The organism is Streptomyces sp. NRRL B-24484 (assembly GCF_000717715.1).
Lineage (GTDB): Bacteria > Actinomycetota > Actinomycetes > Streptomycetales > Streptomycetaceae > Kitasatospora.
The window spans coordinates 56,148-71,068 of the sequence record NZ_JOAI01000007.1; the positions used below are offsets into that span (position 1 = coordinate 56,148).

A 14,921-nucleotide genomic window follows, 5' to 3' on the forward strand; every position below is an offset into this window, starting at 1 on the left:
GGGGCACCCCGATGGGACAGGAAGCCATCAGCGTCGTCGGCCTCAGCAAGCGGTTCGGTCCGGTGACCGCGCTGGACGGGATCGACTTCGACGTCCCGGCCGGCAGCATCTTCGGCCTGCTCGGGCCCAACGGCGCCGGCAAGACCACCGCGATCCGGATCCTCACCACGATCCTGCGGCCCAGCGGCGGCCGGGCCGTCGTCCTCGGCCACGACGTCGTCCGCGAGGCCCCCACCGTCCGCCGGCTCATCGGCCTGGCCGGCCAGTACGCCGCCGTCGACCCCAACCTCACCGGCCGCGAGAACCTCCGGCTGATCGGGCGCCTCACCCAGCTGCCCCGCGCCCGGATCCGCCCCCGCGCCGGCGAACTGCTCGACCGCTTCGACCTCGCCGACGTCGGCGACCGCCCCGTCCGCACCTACTCCGGAGGGCTCCGCCGCCGCCTCGACATCGCCGCCGCGCTCGTCCCCGAGCCGCCCGTCCTCTTCCTCGACGAGCCGACCACCGGGCTCGACCCGCACAGCCGCACCGCCCTGTGGGAGCTGATCCGCGAACTCGTCCGCGACGGCACCACCGTCCTGCTCACCACCCAGTACCTGGAGGAGGCCGACCGCCTCGCCGGCCGGGTCGTCGTCGTGAACGAGGGCCGGATCATCGCCGACGACACCCCCGCCGCCCTCAAGACCCGGCTCGGCAACACCGTGATCGAGCTCGGCATGGGCGACGAGACCCGCGCCGTCCGGGCCGCCACCCTCCTCACCGACCGCCTCGGCGAACCGCCCGAGCGCGAGGGAGTGCTGCTCCGGCTGGCCTCCCGGGACGGCTCCCGGCTGCTCCTCGACGTCCTGCACTCCCTGGACGGCAGCAGCCTCGTCCCGCACACCGTCACCGTCCGCGAGTCGAGCCTCGACGACGTCTTCCTCGCCCTCACCGGCCACCGCACCGGGCCCGACCGGTCCGCCGAGGACGGAGCCGGCGACCCGGCCACCCCGGGAGGCACCCCATGACCGCCACTGCCACCGCCACTGCCACCGCCCCCGGCGCCGGCCGGCTCGGCGCCCGGATCACCGCACCCGTCCGGGACGGCCTCGCGGTGGCCTGGCGCAACCTCATCGCGCTGCGCCGCGTCCCGCGGCTGCTCGTCTTCTCGACCGTCCAGCCGCTGGTCTTCGTGCTGATGTTCCGCTACGTCTTCGGCGGCGTGGTCGGACCGGCGCTGCCGCCGGGCGTCGGCTACGTCGACTTCCTGATCCCCGGCATCTTCGTGCAGACCGCCGTCTTCGGCTCGATGAACACCGCGATCGGGCTGGCCACCGACATGCAGACCGGGCTGATGGAGCGCTTCCGCTCGCTGCCGATGGCGAGATCGGCCGTCCTCTCCGGCCGCACCACCGCCGACCTGGCGCGGAACGTCTTCGTGGTGGCGCTGATGACCGCCGTCGGCTTCGCCCTGGGATTCCGGATCCACGCCGGTGTCCCCGCCTTCATCGGCGGCATCCTGCTGGTGCTGGCCTTCGGCTTCGCCATGTCGTGGATCTTCGCGGTGGTCGGCATGGCCGTCGGCGACCCGGAGACCGCGCAGGCCGCCGCCTTCCCCGTGCTCGCGCCCCTGGTCTTCGCCTCCTCGGCCTTCGTACCCGTCAGCACCATGCCCGGCGGGCTGCAGGCCTTCGCCGACCACCAGCCGGTCTCCAAGACCGCGGAGGCCGTCCGCATCCTCGTCCTCGGCGGCCCGGCCACCACAGCCGTCTGGGAGGCCCTCGCCTGGGACGCCGGCATCGTCGCCGTCTTCGCGCCCCTCGGCGTCTGGCTCTACCGGCGGGCGGTCTAGGCCGTCTCGTTCGGATCCTGCCGGGCACGCGGCGGTGGGCGCCCGCCCGGATCCGAAAGAGATGACCTGGCAGTCTTCGGGCGAGCCGCGGCCCGGCCGGCCCGGAGGTGCCGCGTGGACGGGGAACTCCGGGCCGGGCCGGGCGCGTCAGGGGCGGTCGCCGGGGGCGTCGACGATCGCGCGGGCCAGGACGGCCGTCTCGGCGATCACGTCGCCGGCCTTTCCCTGGAGGCCGTCGCGCAGCACGACCCGGCGCTCGCCCAGGAACTCGCCTGTGTTCCGGTCGAAGATCCACTCCACGCGGACGTCCTGCGAGCTCAGGCCCACCGCGACGCCGTGCCGCCCGGCCGCGTCGACCGAATCCCGGATCACCTCGACGCCCGGGATCTTCGCGGCGGCCCGGTAGAGCGCGGCGGCCACCGCCGGCGGAGCGATCTGCTCCCCGAGCAGGTCGCCGATGGTGCCGAAGGGCCGCTGGTCCGTCCACCTCTCGCCGTGCGGCTCGGAGTTGAGCAGTGCGAACATCTCGTCCGGGTCGGTGGGCAGCCCCGCGAGGTACCGGTAGGTCGGGGAGTGCAGGTTGGGGCTGGGGTTGGTGTCGAGCGGCAGGGTGCCGTCCGGCGCGGGACCCCCGGGACGGCCCGCCTTCACGTCCGCCGCGTCGACCAGGGTGCGGTCCAGCAGCCGCCCGGGCCGGCTGCCGTCCACCGAGAGCCAGACCTGCCGCTCGTGGAGTGCGCCCGGGACCGGCCCGTCGGGCGTCTGGTCCGGGTACTTCACCACCGACATCACGTAGACGAACTGGTTGTTCTCGACCTTCCGGACCGGCCCGCTCGCCGCCACCGCGGCGATCCGGTCGAGCAGCTGCACCGCGGCGGACGGTGTCACCGGCGCCGTCCCGGACGGAGCGGACGACGCCGGCCCGGCCGTGGGCGCCGTGGGCCCGGCCACGGTCGGCGACCCGCGCCCTGCCGGCTCCTCGCCGGGGGTCAGCACCACGGCCAGCGACAGCGCGCCCGCCAGGGCGGGCAGTGCCACCCAGCCGAGCCGTCGCCGCCGCGGGCGGACGGGGGCCTCGACGTTCTCCGTGCCGATCTCGTTCATCAGATGATCCCTCAACAGCTGGCGGCGGTCGGCGGGAAGCGCCGGCCCGTCGTGCTCCGGGATGCCGTTCATGCGCCCTTCCCCTCCACCGACCGGACCGCTGGGACGCGGTCACCCCGTACCTGTCCGCTGCGCCCGGCCGGTTCCGTGCCGGCCGGCGACCGCCGGGGCGCCGCCAACTCCTCCTCGGCCAGCCCGCGCAGCCGGGTCCGCGCCCGGGACAGCCGGGACCGCACGGTGCCGACCGGCACCCCGAGCGCCTCCGCGGCCGCCGCGTAGTCGAGACCGGACCAGACGCAGAGCGTGAACACCTCCCGCTCGGCGCGCCGCAGCCCGGCCAGCGCCCGCCGGGTCGCCGCCAGCTGGGCGGCGTCGTCGAGCCGGCCCACCAGCTCGTCGGTGAAGTCCGGCACGGCCTCCCGCTCCGGCAGCCGGGCCATCGCGGCCCGGTGCCGACGCGCGGCCCGGGCGGTGTTGCGCAGCACGTTGGCGGCGATGCCGAACAGCCACGGCCGCACGCTGTCGCCCTCCTCCAGCAGCTTGGCGCGCAGCCGCCAGGCCTCCAGGAAGGTCAGCGAGACGACGTCCTCGGCGGCGGCCCAGTCCCCGAGCGTCCGCAGGGCGTAGCCGTACAGGGCGTCGGCATGGTCATCGAATATCTCCCCGAAGGCGTTCTGGTGCCCGGCGCGCAGCCGGGACCTCAGTGACGGTTCCACACCCCTACCTGTCCGCTCGCCCGGTGCGGTTCCCGGTCGATCTCCGGACGCCCGGCGGGCCCGGTCGAGCGGCGGTGGTCACGGCGTGGCCCGCTCCTCCGGCGCGATCGCGAAGGCCTCGATCTCCACCAGGAAGTCGGGCCGGGCGAGCGCCGCGACCTGCACCGCGGAACTGGCCGGCGCGTGCTCCGGGTCCAGCACCTCGTCCCAGACCGTGCGGACCGCGGGCAGGTCCGCGATGTCGGCGAGGAAGAAGGTCAGCTTCACCACGTCGCGCCAGCCGGCGCCCGCGGCGGCGAGGCAGCGCTCCAGGTTGGTGAAGACCTGCCGCACCTGGGCGAGCGGATCTCCCGCGCCGACCAGCTCGCCCTTCTCGTCCAGCGCCACCTGCCCGGCCACCGAGACGAACCGCCCCCGCCCGCTCACCACGTGGCTGTAGCGGCCGCTCGGCGCGACCCCGGCCGGCTCCATGATCCGGGTGATCTCCGACATGGCGTCACTCCCTTCCGCGGCCGCACACCCTGCACGGCCGTCGTACGACCCCGCCATCCTCGCGGCCGCGGCCCGCCCGCCGACAGCGAATATCGCGGGCACGAACCGCCGTCGGACGACCCGGTCGGTAGGCTGCACCCCGCCCGGACGGCCGGGCCGGCGGGGAGGCGGGGCGGGTGGCGCGAGCGTGGACACGGACGCTGTGGTGGCGTGCGGCCGTGATGGTGGCCGCTGCGGCAGGGGTGCTCTCCGACGGACCGCTCCTGCAGCGGGTGGTGGTGGGGATCTTCCTGGCCGCGGGCGTGCTCGACCCGGCGCTCGGCACGGCCGAGCGGCTGCGTGCCCGACGGGCCGTCGGCTCCCCGGGGCGGGCCCGGGCCGACCGGCGGGACCGTCGAGGTGACGCCTCGTGAAGGCGACCGACCCCGACGACCGGTGGATCCCGTCGTTCCTGGTCGCCCGGTTCGTCGAACTCGGCAGGGCCGAGGAGGTGGCCCGGCGGGCCCGCGGCGGTGACCGGAACTGCGCGCAGGAGTGGGCACGGATCCTCGGCGGCCAGGACGGCCCCGACCGGCGCGGCGAGGCCCTGGCGGTACTGGAGCCGTACCTCGCCGCCGGCAGGTGGGAGGCGGTTGCGACGGCCTCCGGGCTGCTGGAGCGGTGGCGCCGGGCGGACGAGGCGATCGCCCTGGTCCGCCCGCACGCCGAGGCCGGCGGGCGGGACGCCCTGCACCACCTCGGGCGGCTGCTCCTGCGCAGCGGACGGCCCGAGGAGGCCCACGCGCTGCTGCTGCCGCACCTGAAGGACTGGCACCTCGCCGCCGTCCTGGTGGAGGCCGCGGGAGTACTGGACCGGGACGAGGAGGTCGCCGAGCTGCTGGCCGCCCGGATCGCGGAACCGCACGGCTGCGGCGACCCGTCGTGCACCCGGCGGACCGTCGAGCCGCTCAACGCCGTGGCCCTGCTGGCCGGTGTGCGCGAGCGGCAGGGGCGGACCGGCGAGGCGGTCGCCCTGCTCGGCGACAGCAGCGAGCTCGCCGACCTGCTGGCCCGCCACGACCGGCTCGACGAGCTGCGGGAGTTCGCGGCCGCCGAGTACCACGGGTTCGCCGCCCGGCGGCTCGCCGCAGTGCTGGAGGAACACGGCGACGTGGCGGGAGCGGTCGAGGTCCACCGCTCCCGTCTGGAGAACGGGCGCGGACGGCCCTCGGACGCGGCGCTGCCCCTCACCGAGCTGCTGGTGCGGCACGGCCGGGGCGAGGAGGCGGTCACGGTGCTGCGGGCCGTGCCGGTGTCCCCGTACGGGCCGGAGGCGTGGCTGGTCGAGTCGCTGTGCACCCTCTACGCGGACCTGGGCCGCCCCGAGGACGGCCTCGCCCACCTGGACGGGGTGCGGCGCTGCGACGGTCTCGACGACCGGGGCCACTTCCGGCTGCGCGCCCGGATGCTCGCCGCCTGCGGCCGCCGGGAGCAGGCGATCGAGGAGGCCCGCGCCCGGGACCTGCCCGCCGAGGACCGCTGGTTCCTCGGCGAGCTGCTGTCCGAGGCCGGACGCGGGGAGGAGGCGCTCGCCGCCGTGGCCCCCGCCGCCGACCTCGACCCCGACACCGTGGCCTGGCACCTGCTGGCGCTCGGCCGGGTCGACGAGGCCCTGGCGCTCTACCCGTGGCGCGGTGACGGGACTGCTGCCGGCGGCACCTGATCCACGTGCGGCGACCTCACCTGGCCGGGAGGGGCGGTGCCGGACCTGCCGGCCGACCGGTTCCGTGCGCCGGACGCGGGCGGCCACGGCGGCCCGCGGGCGGCCGGTCGCCCGGAGCACACCCTCGGCCCAGGCCGTCGGGTCGCCCTGACGCTCGTACAGCAGGCGTCCCCACAGCCGTCGGAGGTCGGCGTCACGGACGTCGGCGTCACGGACGTCGGCGTCGCGGACGTCGGCGTCACGGGGATCGGTCATCGGGTGATCGTGGCAGGACGGGCCGGTGCCGCCAAGGAGTTTCCGGTGGCCGGAGGGCGGTCGGACGGATCTCTTCCGGTTCGCCTGCAACCTGATGGGTGGTCAGGAGCGTTCTGCATGGCAGGGACGGTCGAACGCGTGGCCGGTCCGCGGGCTCGGCCGTCCCCGGCCGGCCCGTACGCAGGGCAGCCGACCCCCCGGCTGCCGCCGAGGAGGAACGAGGAAGACGATGAGAACCTCACGCGGCCTGGCCGGCCTGTTCGCGGTCGGTGTGGCCGGCGCCGTCACCGTCGCCCTGCTGCCGGGCTCCGACGGCGACCCGGAGTCCCCGCGTCCCGTCCCCGCCGCCGCCGCGGGCAGCGCCGCGGGCAGCCCCGCGCCGGCCCGGACGCCCGGGCCCTCGCCGTCACCGACCTGGGACGGCGTCGTCCGGTCGATCGGCGACGGCTCCACCTCGGACACCGGCCCGCAGCCGAACCGGCCGCCCGTGGCGAAGCTCAAACCCGGTGAGAAGCCGCCGCAGTTCGTCGTCTTCTCCTGGGACGGCGCGCTGGAGAACGAGGACCACCTGTTCTCCCACTTCCGCAAGGTCGCGCAGGAGAACGACGCCCACATGACGTTCTTCCTCAGCGGCATCTACCTGGTGCCCAACGCCAAGCGCTCGCTGTACCACCCGCCGCAGCACGACGCGGGCAAGGCGGACATATCCTTCCCCACCGACGCGCACCTCCGGGCGACCCTGGAACAGGTCCGGCAGGCCTGGTCGGACGGGAACGAGATCGGCACGCACTTCAACGGCCACTTCTGCGGCCCCAAGGGCGGCGGCGACTGGAGCGTCGCCGAATGGCAGAGCGAGCTGGACCAGGCCCGTTCCTTCGTCACCGACTGGAAGACCAACACCGGCATGAAGGACGTGCCGGCGCTGCCGTTCGACTACACCCGGGAGCTGGTCGGCGGCCGCGCGCCCTGCCTGGAGGGCCAGACGAACCTGCTCTCCGCCGAGAAGGCCTCCGGGTTCCGGTACGACGCCAGTTCGCCCGGCGAGTTCCAGGTCTGGCCGGCCAAGAAGGGCGGCATCTGGAACTTCCCGCTGCAGCTGGTCCCGTACCCCGGCAAGTCCACCCAGGTGCTGTCGATGGACTTCAACTTCCTCGCCAACCAGTCCGGGGAGAGCACCAACGGCGATCCGAAGAAGTACCAGGCCTGGGAGCGGGAGACCCGCGACGGCTACCTCAACGGGTTCGAGCGGGTCTACAACGGAAGCCGCGCACCGCTGTTCATCGGCAACCACTTCGAGACCTGGAACGGCGGCATCTACATGCAGGCCATCGAGGACGTGGTGAAGAGCGTCTGCAAGCGCGAGGGCGTGCGCTGCGTCTCCTTCAAGGAACTCGCCGACTGGCTCGACGCGCAGGACCCGAAGGTGCTCGAACGGCTGCGCGGCCTCGACCCGGCGCAGCCCGCCGACTGGTCCACCCTGGTCAAGTAGCCGCGCTCCGGGGCCGGGCGGCGCCGCCCGGCCCCGGAAGGACGGCCTACCGGCCGTGCCCGGCGCCGTCGGGCTGCCGGGTGTAGGCCGTCCAGATCCGCGTCGGGTAGGCGGAGACCGGGTCGGTGGCCGGTGCGCCGCCGACGCCGTCCAGCGGGAGCAGCGCCAGGCTCGTCGGGTCCATCCGGAACATGGTGACGGCGGTGGCGACCTGCCCCCGGTAGCCGACGAACCACCCCGCGGTGCGGTCCTCCGTCGTCCCCGGCTTGCCGGCCGCCCCGGTGCCGGCCGCGGCGGCCTCGCGCGCACTGCCGTCGCGGACGGCCCCCTGCAGCGCCTCGTCGACCCGGTCCGCGACCGCCTCGGGCAGCGCCCGGACGGCGGCCGGCCGGATCAGCACGACCGGTGCGCCGTTGCGGCTCACCGACACCACCGAGTACGGGTCGGTGTGCATCCCCCCGGCCGCGAAGGCGCCGTAGGCCGCAGCCGTCCGGATCGCGCTGGGCCGGGAGTTGCCGAGCGCGAACGACGGCACCAGGTCGCCGAGGGTCTCCGGCAGCAGCCCGAGCCCGGTGGCCGTCGCGCGGACCCTGTCCAGGCCGACGTCCATCCCGAGCTGCACCATCGGGCCGTTCACCGACTGGGCGACGGCGTCGCGCAGGCTGATGCTGCCCCAGTTCCTGTGGCCCTCGTTGGCGGTCTTCGCCATCTTCCCGTCCCGTCCCCAGTACGGGCCCTCCGGCGTCATCACGGGGATCCCGTCACCGCCGTCGTAGCGGGTGGCCGGGGCGACCTGGCCCCGGCCGCCCTCCCGGCCCTTGCGGACGCCCTGGTCGAGACCGGCCGCGTACACGATCGGGGTGAAGGCCGTGCCGACCGGGACGTTCGAGGTGTTGGCGTTGTCGAAGCCCTGTTTCAGGTAGTCGGGCCCGCCGTACAGCGCGAGGATCCGCCCGTCCGCGGCGACCGAGGCCGCGCCGATCCGCACGTGGGCGTCGGCCTCCCGCGCCGGGTCCAGCTGCGGGCCGGCGCTCTGCACGGCGGCGGTCAGCTCGGCCGTGCGCTGCCGGTCGAACGTGGTGCGGATCTGGTAGCCGCCCAGGTCGAGCAGGGCGGGCGTGACGGCGGAGTGCGCGACCAGGTAGCTCTCGGCCAGGTCCACCAGGTAGCCGGTCTGGCCGCCGAGACCCCGGGCGACCGGCGGCGCCACCGGATCGGGGAAGACGGTGTAGCGGGCGCGTTCGGCGGCCGAGAGCCTCCCGGTCTCCACCATCCGGTCCAGCACCCACGACCAGCGCTCGACCGCCCGCTGGCGGTTGTCCTTGCCCAGCGACGGGTCGTACAGCGAGGCGCCCTTGAGCAGCGAGGCGAGGAAGGCCGCCTCGCTCGGGTTCAGCGCCGACACGTCCTTGCCGTAGTACGCGGCGGCGGCCCGCTGGATGCCGTAGCTGCCCCGGCCGAACCAGCTGGTGTTGAGGTAGCCGGCGAGGATCTCGTCCTTGCTGAGCCGGCGGTCCAGCTTGACCGCGATGACGATCTCGCTGGCCTTCCGGGAGACGTCGCGCTCCTGGGTCAGGTAGATGTTCTTGACGTACTGCTGGGTGATGGTCGAGCCGCCCTGCGTGTCGCCGCCGGTCACCATCGCCCAGACCGCCCGGGCGATGCCGGTGGGGGAGACGCCCGCGTCCGAGTAGAAGGTCGCGTTCTCCGCCGCGAGCACCGCCGACCGGACGGACTCCGGCACCTTCTCCAGCGGCACCTCCTGCCGGTTCACCCAGCCGGTGCGGGCCATCTCGGTGCCGTCCGACCAGTAGAAGACGTTGTTCTGCTGGGTGGCGAAGGAGTTGAGGTCGTCCGGGACGTGCGTGGTCGCGAACAGCCACACGACCGTGCCGGCCAGCGCGGCCACCCCCGTCAGCAGGACGGTGAGCACCTGCCGCCAGGACGGCAGCCACCGCCGGACACCGCGCAGCCCAGGCCGCGGGTAGGCCGGCCGCAGCCGCCGGACCACCCGCAGCGCCCGGCCGCCCCGTCCCGCCCGGGCCCCGGCCCGGTGCCGGCGCCTCCCCGATCCTGCTGTACCGCTCCGGCGCCGCCCTGGGACACGCACACTCAGCTCCGATTCGTCGACGACAACGTCACCCCCGCCCTATAGACGCGCGATGCACCCCGTCATGGCTTTGTGATCTTCGCCATGCCGGCATCGGACGCCGACGACTTGACGGAGCCTCACCCGCCGTGATGCACCTCCGGCAGCACCCGCTCGCCCGTCACGAGCGGGCCGAACGGCAACCGGGACGGCGGCTCGGAAAATCCGGACCCATCCGCACCCCCGTCGGCCCCGAATGCCGTTCGTGAGCAACGACCATGACCACCCGACAGGCCGCCGCAGGGCGGGGCTCGGACGGGTGTGCGCCGCCGGCGCGGTGGGCCTGGTGGCCACCGGGCTGGCCCTGGCCGCCGGTGAGGTCACCGCGGCCCTCACCGGCCCCGGCACCTCCCCGGTCGTCGCGGTCGGCTCGGCCGCGATCGACCTGGCCCCGACCTGGCTCAAGGAGTACGCCGTCCGCTCCTTCGGCACCCACGACAAGGCCGTCCTGCTCACCGGCATCTACGCGGTGACGGCCCTGTTCGCCGCCCTCGTCGGGCTGATCGCCCTGCGCCGTCCGGCCGTCGGTGCGGCCGTCACCGCCCTGTTCGGCGCACTCGGCGTCTGGGCGGCCGCCTCGCGGCCGACCGCCCGGGCCGCGGACGCGCTGCCGTCCGTCGCCGCGGGCCTCGCGGACGCCGCCGCCCTCTGGTTCCTCTCCCGTTCGCTGCGCCGCGCCACCGGCCGCGCCCCGGACACCCCCACCGACCGGACGGGACCGCCGGACGCGGCCGCCGCCGGCCCGCCCCGGCGGACCGTCGTGGTCGCCACCGGCGCCGGCGCCGCGGTGGCCGTCCTCGGCACCGCCGGGGGCCGCCGCCTCGCCGACAGCCGCAACGACGTCGGCGCCGCCCGGGCCGCCGTCCGACTGCCCGCCCCCGCCGTCCCCGCCCGGCCCCGGCCGGCCGGCGTCCACCCCGCGGTGCCCGGCCTCACCCCCTTCGTCACGCCGACCGGCGACTTCTACCGCGTCGACACCGCGCTCACCCTGCCCGCGATCGACCCGCGGGACTGGTCGCTGCGGATCCACGGCCTGGTCGACCACCCCGTCGTCCTGAGCTTCGAGGACCTGCTGCGCCAGCCCCTGGAGGAGCTCGACCTCACGCTGAGCTGCGTCTCCAACGAGGTCGGCGGCCGGTACGCGGGCACCGCCCGCTGGCTCGGCGCCCCGCTGCCCGCGCTGCTGCGCCGGGCCGGTGTCCGGCCCGGCGCGGACCAGCTGGTCGGCCGGTCCCGGGACGGCATGACGATCGGCACCCCGCTGGAATCCGTCCTGGACGGGCGCCGGGCGCTGCTCGCCGTGGCCATGAACGGGGAGCCGCTGCCGGTCGCGCACGGCTTCCCCTGCCGCAGCCTGGTGCCCGGCCTCTACGGCTACACCTCCGCCACCAAGTGGCTGGTCGAGCTGGAGGTCACCCGCTTCGCCGCCTTCGACCCGTACTGGGTCAGGCGCGGCTGGGACCGCACCGGGGAGGTGCGGACCGCCTCGCGGATCGAGGTCCCCGCGCCGTTCGCCCGCGTGCCGGCCGGCGACGTCGACCTCGCCGGGACGGCCTGGGCCACCCACCGCGGCGTCGCCGCCGTGGAGGTCCGCGTCGACGGCGGCGCCTGGCAGCAGGCCGCGCTCGCCGCCGACGGCGGTCCCGACCTGTGGCGCCAGTGGTCGCACACCTGGCGCGGCGCCGCCCCCGGAACCCACCGCATCGAGGTCCGCGCCACCGACGCAGGCGGCCGGACCCAGCCCGAGACCCGCAGACCCCCGTTCCCGTCCGGTTCGACGGGTTGGCACAGCACGGTCGTCACCGTCTTCTGAGATCCAGGAGGATCCCATGTCCCGTCTCTCCGCTCCCCGGTCGTTCGCCGTCCTGCTCGCCGTCGGTTCCCTCGCCCTCGGGCTGGGCGGCTGCAGCAGCAGCGGCAGCGACTACTCCGCCGGTGCGGACTCCGCGGCCACGGCGATGCAGTCCCCGGACGGACAGGTCCCGGCCGCACAGGCCGCGCCGGCGGGCGGCGCGCAGCCGTTCGGCGCGGCCTGCGCCTCGGTGCCCTCCCAGGGCGCCGGGTCCTTCGCCGGGATGGCCCAGGACCCGGTCGCCACCGCCGCGTCCAACAATCCGGCGCTGTCCACCCTGGTCGCGGCGGTGACCAAGGCCGGTCTGGTCGACACGCTCAACTCGGCGCAGAACATCACCGTGTTCGCGCCGACCAACGACGCCTTCGCGAAGATCCCGAAGGCCGACCTGGACGCCGTCCTCGCCGACAAGGCCAAGCTCACGAAGATCCTCACCTACCACGTCGTACCGGAGCGCCTCGCCCCCGCCGCCCTGCCCGGCGAGCACAAGACCCTGGAGGGCGGCAAGGTCAGGGCCACCGGCTCCGGCGAGGACTTCACCGTCAACGGCAAGGCGAAGGTCGTCTGCGGCAACGTCCGGACGGCCAACGCCACGGTCCACATCGTCGACACCGTCCTGATGCCGACCTCCTGACCGGCCGTCCCGTCCGACGGCCCGACGGCCCCCGTGGTCTGCGTTCCCCCGGGGCCGTCCCGGACAGCGCCCTGCACCGCCGCCCTCCTCCCCGGCCGCGGCGGTGCGGGGCGCGCCGGTGCGGAACACCACGGTGGACCGTCCCGTCCCGCGGACCTGCTCGTCAGTGGGGCGGAGCGAGCGGGGTGAAGGTGTGCGGGGCGGTGGGGAAGGCGTCGGTGAGGATGCCGGAGCGGAACCGGCCGGTGAGAGTGGCGAGGAGGAAGCCGGCGAAGGGCAGGTCGACGTGCTCCCACCGCTCCTCGCGGGCCGCGTCGACCATGACCGTCCACGCGTCGGGGTGCCGGCCGGGGCGGACGAGCCAGTACAGGAACTCGCCGTTGTCGGTCGACGCCCAGGGGATCAGCCGGGCGCCGGACCCGCGGAGTTCGGCGGGCGGTTCCTCCGAGCTGCCCCAGAGGTGGGCGAAGGCCTCGGCACGTTCCTCGGCCGCATCGACGAGGTCGTGGTACGCGTTGGGGGAGTCCGGCTCCAGGACGTACAGGTAGCCGTCGACGTGGCCGCCGCCGATGCGCTCGACGAACTCCCGGTAGTCACGCGGGAGTCCGGACCCGAGCGCGGCCTCGACGGCCGTCCAGTCCTTGACCCGGCCCCGGTGGGGGCCCGGGAGCAGCCGGGCGAGCCGCTCGACCGCGTCGTGGGCGGCGGCCGCCCGGTCCGTGCCGCTCATCGGGTCGCGGCGGGTTCGGCGGCGAGCAGCGTCCAGGCCAGCGCGCGGAGTTCCTCGTCGGGGTGGCCCGTGCCGGAGAGGCCGGAGGCCGCGAGCAGCCTGAGCGGGGAGAAGGCGAGACCGCGGAGGGTGGGGCGCAGTTGCTCGGGGGTGCGGCCGACGGCGGCGAGGGCACGCAGGGCCGCCAGGCCGACGGGGCTGGGGCCGGCCAGGCCGGCGAGGACGGGGACGGCGCGGTCCGCGGAGCCGGTGATCCGGTGGTGCGCCTCGGCGGCCGCCAGCCGCGTCCAGTCACCGCCGTCCAGCAGCCGTTCGACGACCGGCAGCAGTGGAGCGGCGGCCGCGCCGAGCGGCTGGAGGTGGTCGAGGTACCAGTGGACCTGGCCGCCACCCGCGAGCAGCCGCTCGAAGGTGCGCAGCGCCGGGCCGGCCTCGCCGGTGAGCCGGTGGTGGGCGGCGGCCGCGGCGCTGCTCAGCGAGGCGTCGGTGCTCAGCGCGGCCTCCGCCAGCAGGCCGGTGATCTCCTCGGTCCGCTCGCCGAGGAGCCCGAGCAGGTGGGCGGCGACGATCGCGGCGCGGCCCGTCCGCAGGCAGTCGGTGAGTTCGGGCCGGGCCTGCCGGGCGGCCGGGCCGAACTGCTCCAGGGCGCCGACGAGGGCGACGGCCGCGTTGCCGTCGGCGCCCGCGGCCAGCGCGCGGCGGATCGCCGGTACCAGCCGGTCGGCGGCGCCGGGGAAGGACCGGGCCGCCGCCGAGAGCAGCGCGCTGCCGGGGTGCTCCGGCAGCAGGTCCGCTGCCCGCCCAGGCCCTTGCTCCAGCACCAGGTCCAGCGCCCGCGGGTCGCGGGCGTGCACCAGCGCGAGGAGGGCCGCCTCGGCGCTCGGGTCGTCGGCGGTCGCGTACCGGTGCAGGGTGTCGCGGAGGTCGGCGCCCGGCTCGGGCAGGTGCCCGATCCAGCCGCCGAGGACGCGGAGCCGGGCGCTGCGGGCCTCCGCGTCCGGCTGGTGGGGCAGGGCGGCGAGCAGCAGGTCCACCACCTCGGGCTCGCGGTCCCGCCAGGTCTCCGCGACGTTCCGGGCGAGCCAGGAGCCGCGCGCGCCGAGGTCGCCGGCGGCGATCCAGCGGGCGGCCACGGCGAGGGCGGCGTCCGGGTCCCGGACCAGCAGCCCGGTCAGGCGGCCGTCCGCGGTGCTGCCGTCGGCCCACGGCAGGTCGTCGTCCCGCCGGTCGGGTTCGGCGCCGTCCGCGGCGACCACCGCCACGAGCTCGGCCCGGTACGGCGGCCCGGACCGTTCGGCCTCCAGGACGGCGACCGCCAGCCTGACCTCCCGCAGCGGGTGGTCGAGCGCCCCCGTCTCCCGGCCGAGCAGGGCCAGGACGGTCGCCGCGTCCGCCCGGACCGCCGGCACCGGATCGGCCGCGTACAGGCCCTCGACCCGCGACGGGGCGGACGACCCGGCGGGGAGCAGGTCGGCCACGGCCCCGACCACCCGGAGCGCGGCCCGCCGGACGGACGGCTCGGCGTCCCCCAGGCAGGGCAGCAGGTCCGGCAGGACGCGGCACAGCTCGGTGCAGACGGCGGCCACGTCGGCACTGAGCCGGGCCGGCGAGCCGGCAGCCGTCCGGTCGTGGTCGGCCATCACGGCGAGCAGCATCAGCAGGTCGGCGCGGTGGCCCGGGGCGTGCCGGACGGCGTGCGCCAGGAAGGGGACGGCCGGGCCGGAGGCCCCGTACACCGTGCCCTGGTGGTGGATGCTCCCGAAGAGCTCGTAGACCGCCTCGGAGGCGGCCTCCTCGTCCCCGTAGAGCGCGCCGATCAGCTCGGGCACGTCCTCGGCGGAACCGTAGGCGTGGTCGAGGGCGTCCCACTGGACGCCGTCCAGCTCGTCCGGAGATCTCATGGCGCGCGTTCCCGTGGTGCTCGGTCGTTCAGGTGCCGCCGACCCTACCCACCGCCGCCGACAGCG

Annotated in this window: 13 protein-coding genes; 7 read left to right on the plus strand and 6 right to left on the minus strand. The window is 75.7% G+C overall.

Going from position 1 to position 14,921, the window contains the following annotated elements:
- The first annotated feature begins 11 nt into the window (after positions 1–11).
- Both IE98_RS0108910 and IE98_RS0108915 read left to right on the plus strand, forming a co-directional pair.
- The gene (locus tag IE98_RS0108910; protein ID WP_043173766.1) at positions 12–1,007 is read left to right on the plus strand and encodes a daunorubicin resistance protein DrrA family ABC transporter ATP-binding protein; all 996 of its coding nucleotides are present in this window, start codon (positions 12–14) and stop codon (positions 1,005–1,007) included.
- The gene (locus tag IE98_RS0108915) at positions 1,004–1,831 is read left to right on the plus strand and encodes an ABC transporter permease (protein ID WP_030266980.1); all 828 of its coding nucleotides are present in this window, start codon (positions 1,004–1,006) and stop codon (positions 1,829–1,831) included. Before IE98_RS0108910 ends, IE98_RS0108915 begins: the two co-directional genes overlap by 4 nt.
- A gap of 147 nt (positions 1,832–1,978) precedes the next feature.
- Here the strand turns inward: IE98_RS0108915 and IE98_RS0108920 are convergent, their stop codons facing one another.
- The 3 genes from IE98_RS0108920 to IE98_RS0108930 all read right to left on the minus strand — a co-directional run bounded on the left by IE98_RS0108920 (position 1,979) and on the right by IE98_RS0108930 (position 4,143).
- The gene (locus tag IE98_RS0108920) at positions 1,979–3,007 is read right to left on the minus strand and encodes a CU044_5270 family protein (protein WP_052390306.1); all 1,029 of its coding nucleotides are present in this window, start codon (positions 3,005–3,007) and stop codon (positions 1,979–1,981) included.
- Entirely contained in the window at positions 3,004–3,651 is a 648-nt protein-coding gene (locus IE98_RS0108925; RefSeq protein ID WP_106976546.1) for an RNA polymerase sigma factor, read from the minus strand. Before IE98_RS0108925 ends, IE98_RS0108920 begins: the two co-directional genes overlap by 4 nt.
- Positions 3,652–3,729: 78 nt before the next feature.
- Positions 3,730–4,143, minus strand: coding sequence for a RidA family protein (locus IE98_RS0108930; protein WP_030266990.1), 414 nt, complete (start codon positions 4,141–4,143; stop codon positions 3,730–3,732).
- 176 nt (positions 4,144–4,319) lie between these two features.
- On the opposite strand from IE98_RS0108930, the gene IE98_RS0108935 reads away from it, so the two are divergent.
- The 3 genes from IE98_RS0108935 to IE98_RS0108945 all read left to right on the plus strand — a co-directional run bounded on the left by IE98_RS0108935 (position 4,320) and on the right by IE98_RS0108945 (position 7,589).
- A complete protein-coding gene (locus tag IE98_RS0108935) occupies positions 4,320–4,556 on the plus strand; it encodes a hypothetical protein (RefSeq protein WP_159400861.1) in 237 nt (78 codons plus the stop codon).
- Positions 4,553–5,845: a tetratricopeptide repeat protein gene (locus tag IE98_RS0108940; protein ID WP_052390307.1), complete on the plus strand. Its 1,293-nt coding sequence runs from the start codon at positions 4,553–4,555 to the stop codon at positions 5,843–5,845. Before IE98_RS0108935 ends, IE98_RS0108940 begins: the two co-directional genes overlap by 4 nt.
- Before the next feature lie 484 nt (positions 5,846–6,329).
- Positions 6,330–7,589 carry a hypothetical protein gene (locus tag IE98_RS0108945; protein WP_030267000.1) on the plus strand — a complete coding sequence of 420 codons (1,260 nt, stop codon included), beginning with the start codon at positions 6,330–6,332 and terminating at the stop codon, positions 7,587–7,589.
- 46 nt (positions 7,590–7,635) lie between these two features.
- On the opposite strand, the gene IE98_RS0108950 is transcribed toward IE98_RS0108945, so the two are convergent.
- Positions 7,636–9,522, minus strand: coding sequence for a transglycosylase domain-containing protein (locus tag IE98_RS0108950; protein WP_234443462.1), 1,887 nt, complete (start codon positions 9,520–9,522; stop codon positions 7,636–7,638).
- Positions 9,523–9,934: 412 nt separating this feature from the next.
- Between IE98_RS0108950 and IE98_RS0108955 the strand changes: the two genes are divergently transcribed.
- Together IE98_RS0108955 and IE98_RS0108960 are read left to right on the plus strand one after the other, a co-directional pair.
- On the plus strand, positions 9,935–11,551 hold the full coding sequence (locus tag IE98_RS0108955; RefSeq protein WP_030267004.1) for a molybdopterin-dependent oxidoreductase: 1,617 nt from the start codon (positions 9,935–9,937) through the stop codon (positions 11,549–11,551).
- A gap of 16 nt (positions 11,552–11,567) precedes the next feature.
- The gene (locus tag IE98_RS0108960) at positions 11,568–12,224 is read left to right on the plus strand and encodes a fasciclin domain-containing protein (protein ID WP_030267006.1); all 657 of its coding nucleotides are present in this window, start codon (positions 11,568–11,570) and stop codon (positions 12,222–12,224) included.
- Between the two features lie 163 nt (positions 12,225–12,387).
- On the opposite strand, the gene IE98_RS42210 is transcribed toward IE98_RS0108960, so the two are convergent.
- Together IE98_RS42210 and IE98_RS0108970 are read right to left on the minus strand one after the other, a co-directional pair.
- On the minus strand, positions 12,388–12,954 hold the full coding sequence (locus IE98_RS42210) for an SMI1/KNR4 family protein (RefSeq protein ID WP_052390309.1): 567 nt from the start codon (positions 12,952–12,954) through the stop codon (positions 12,388–12,390).
- Positions 12,951–14,855, minus strand: a complete 1,905-nt coding sequence (locus tag IE98_RS0108970; RefSeq protein ID WP_030267011.1) for a hypothetical protein — start codon at positions 14,853–14,855, stop codon at positions 12,951–12,953. The genes IE98_RS42210 and IE98_RS0108970 overlap by 4 nt, the downstream gene beginning before the upstream one ends.
- Between the last annotated feature and the right edge of the window lie 66 nt (positions 14,856–14,921).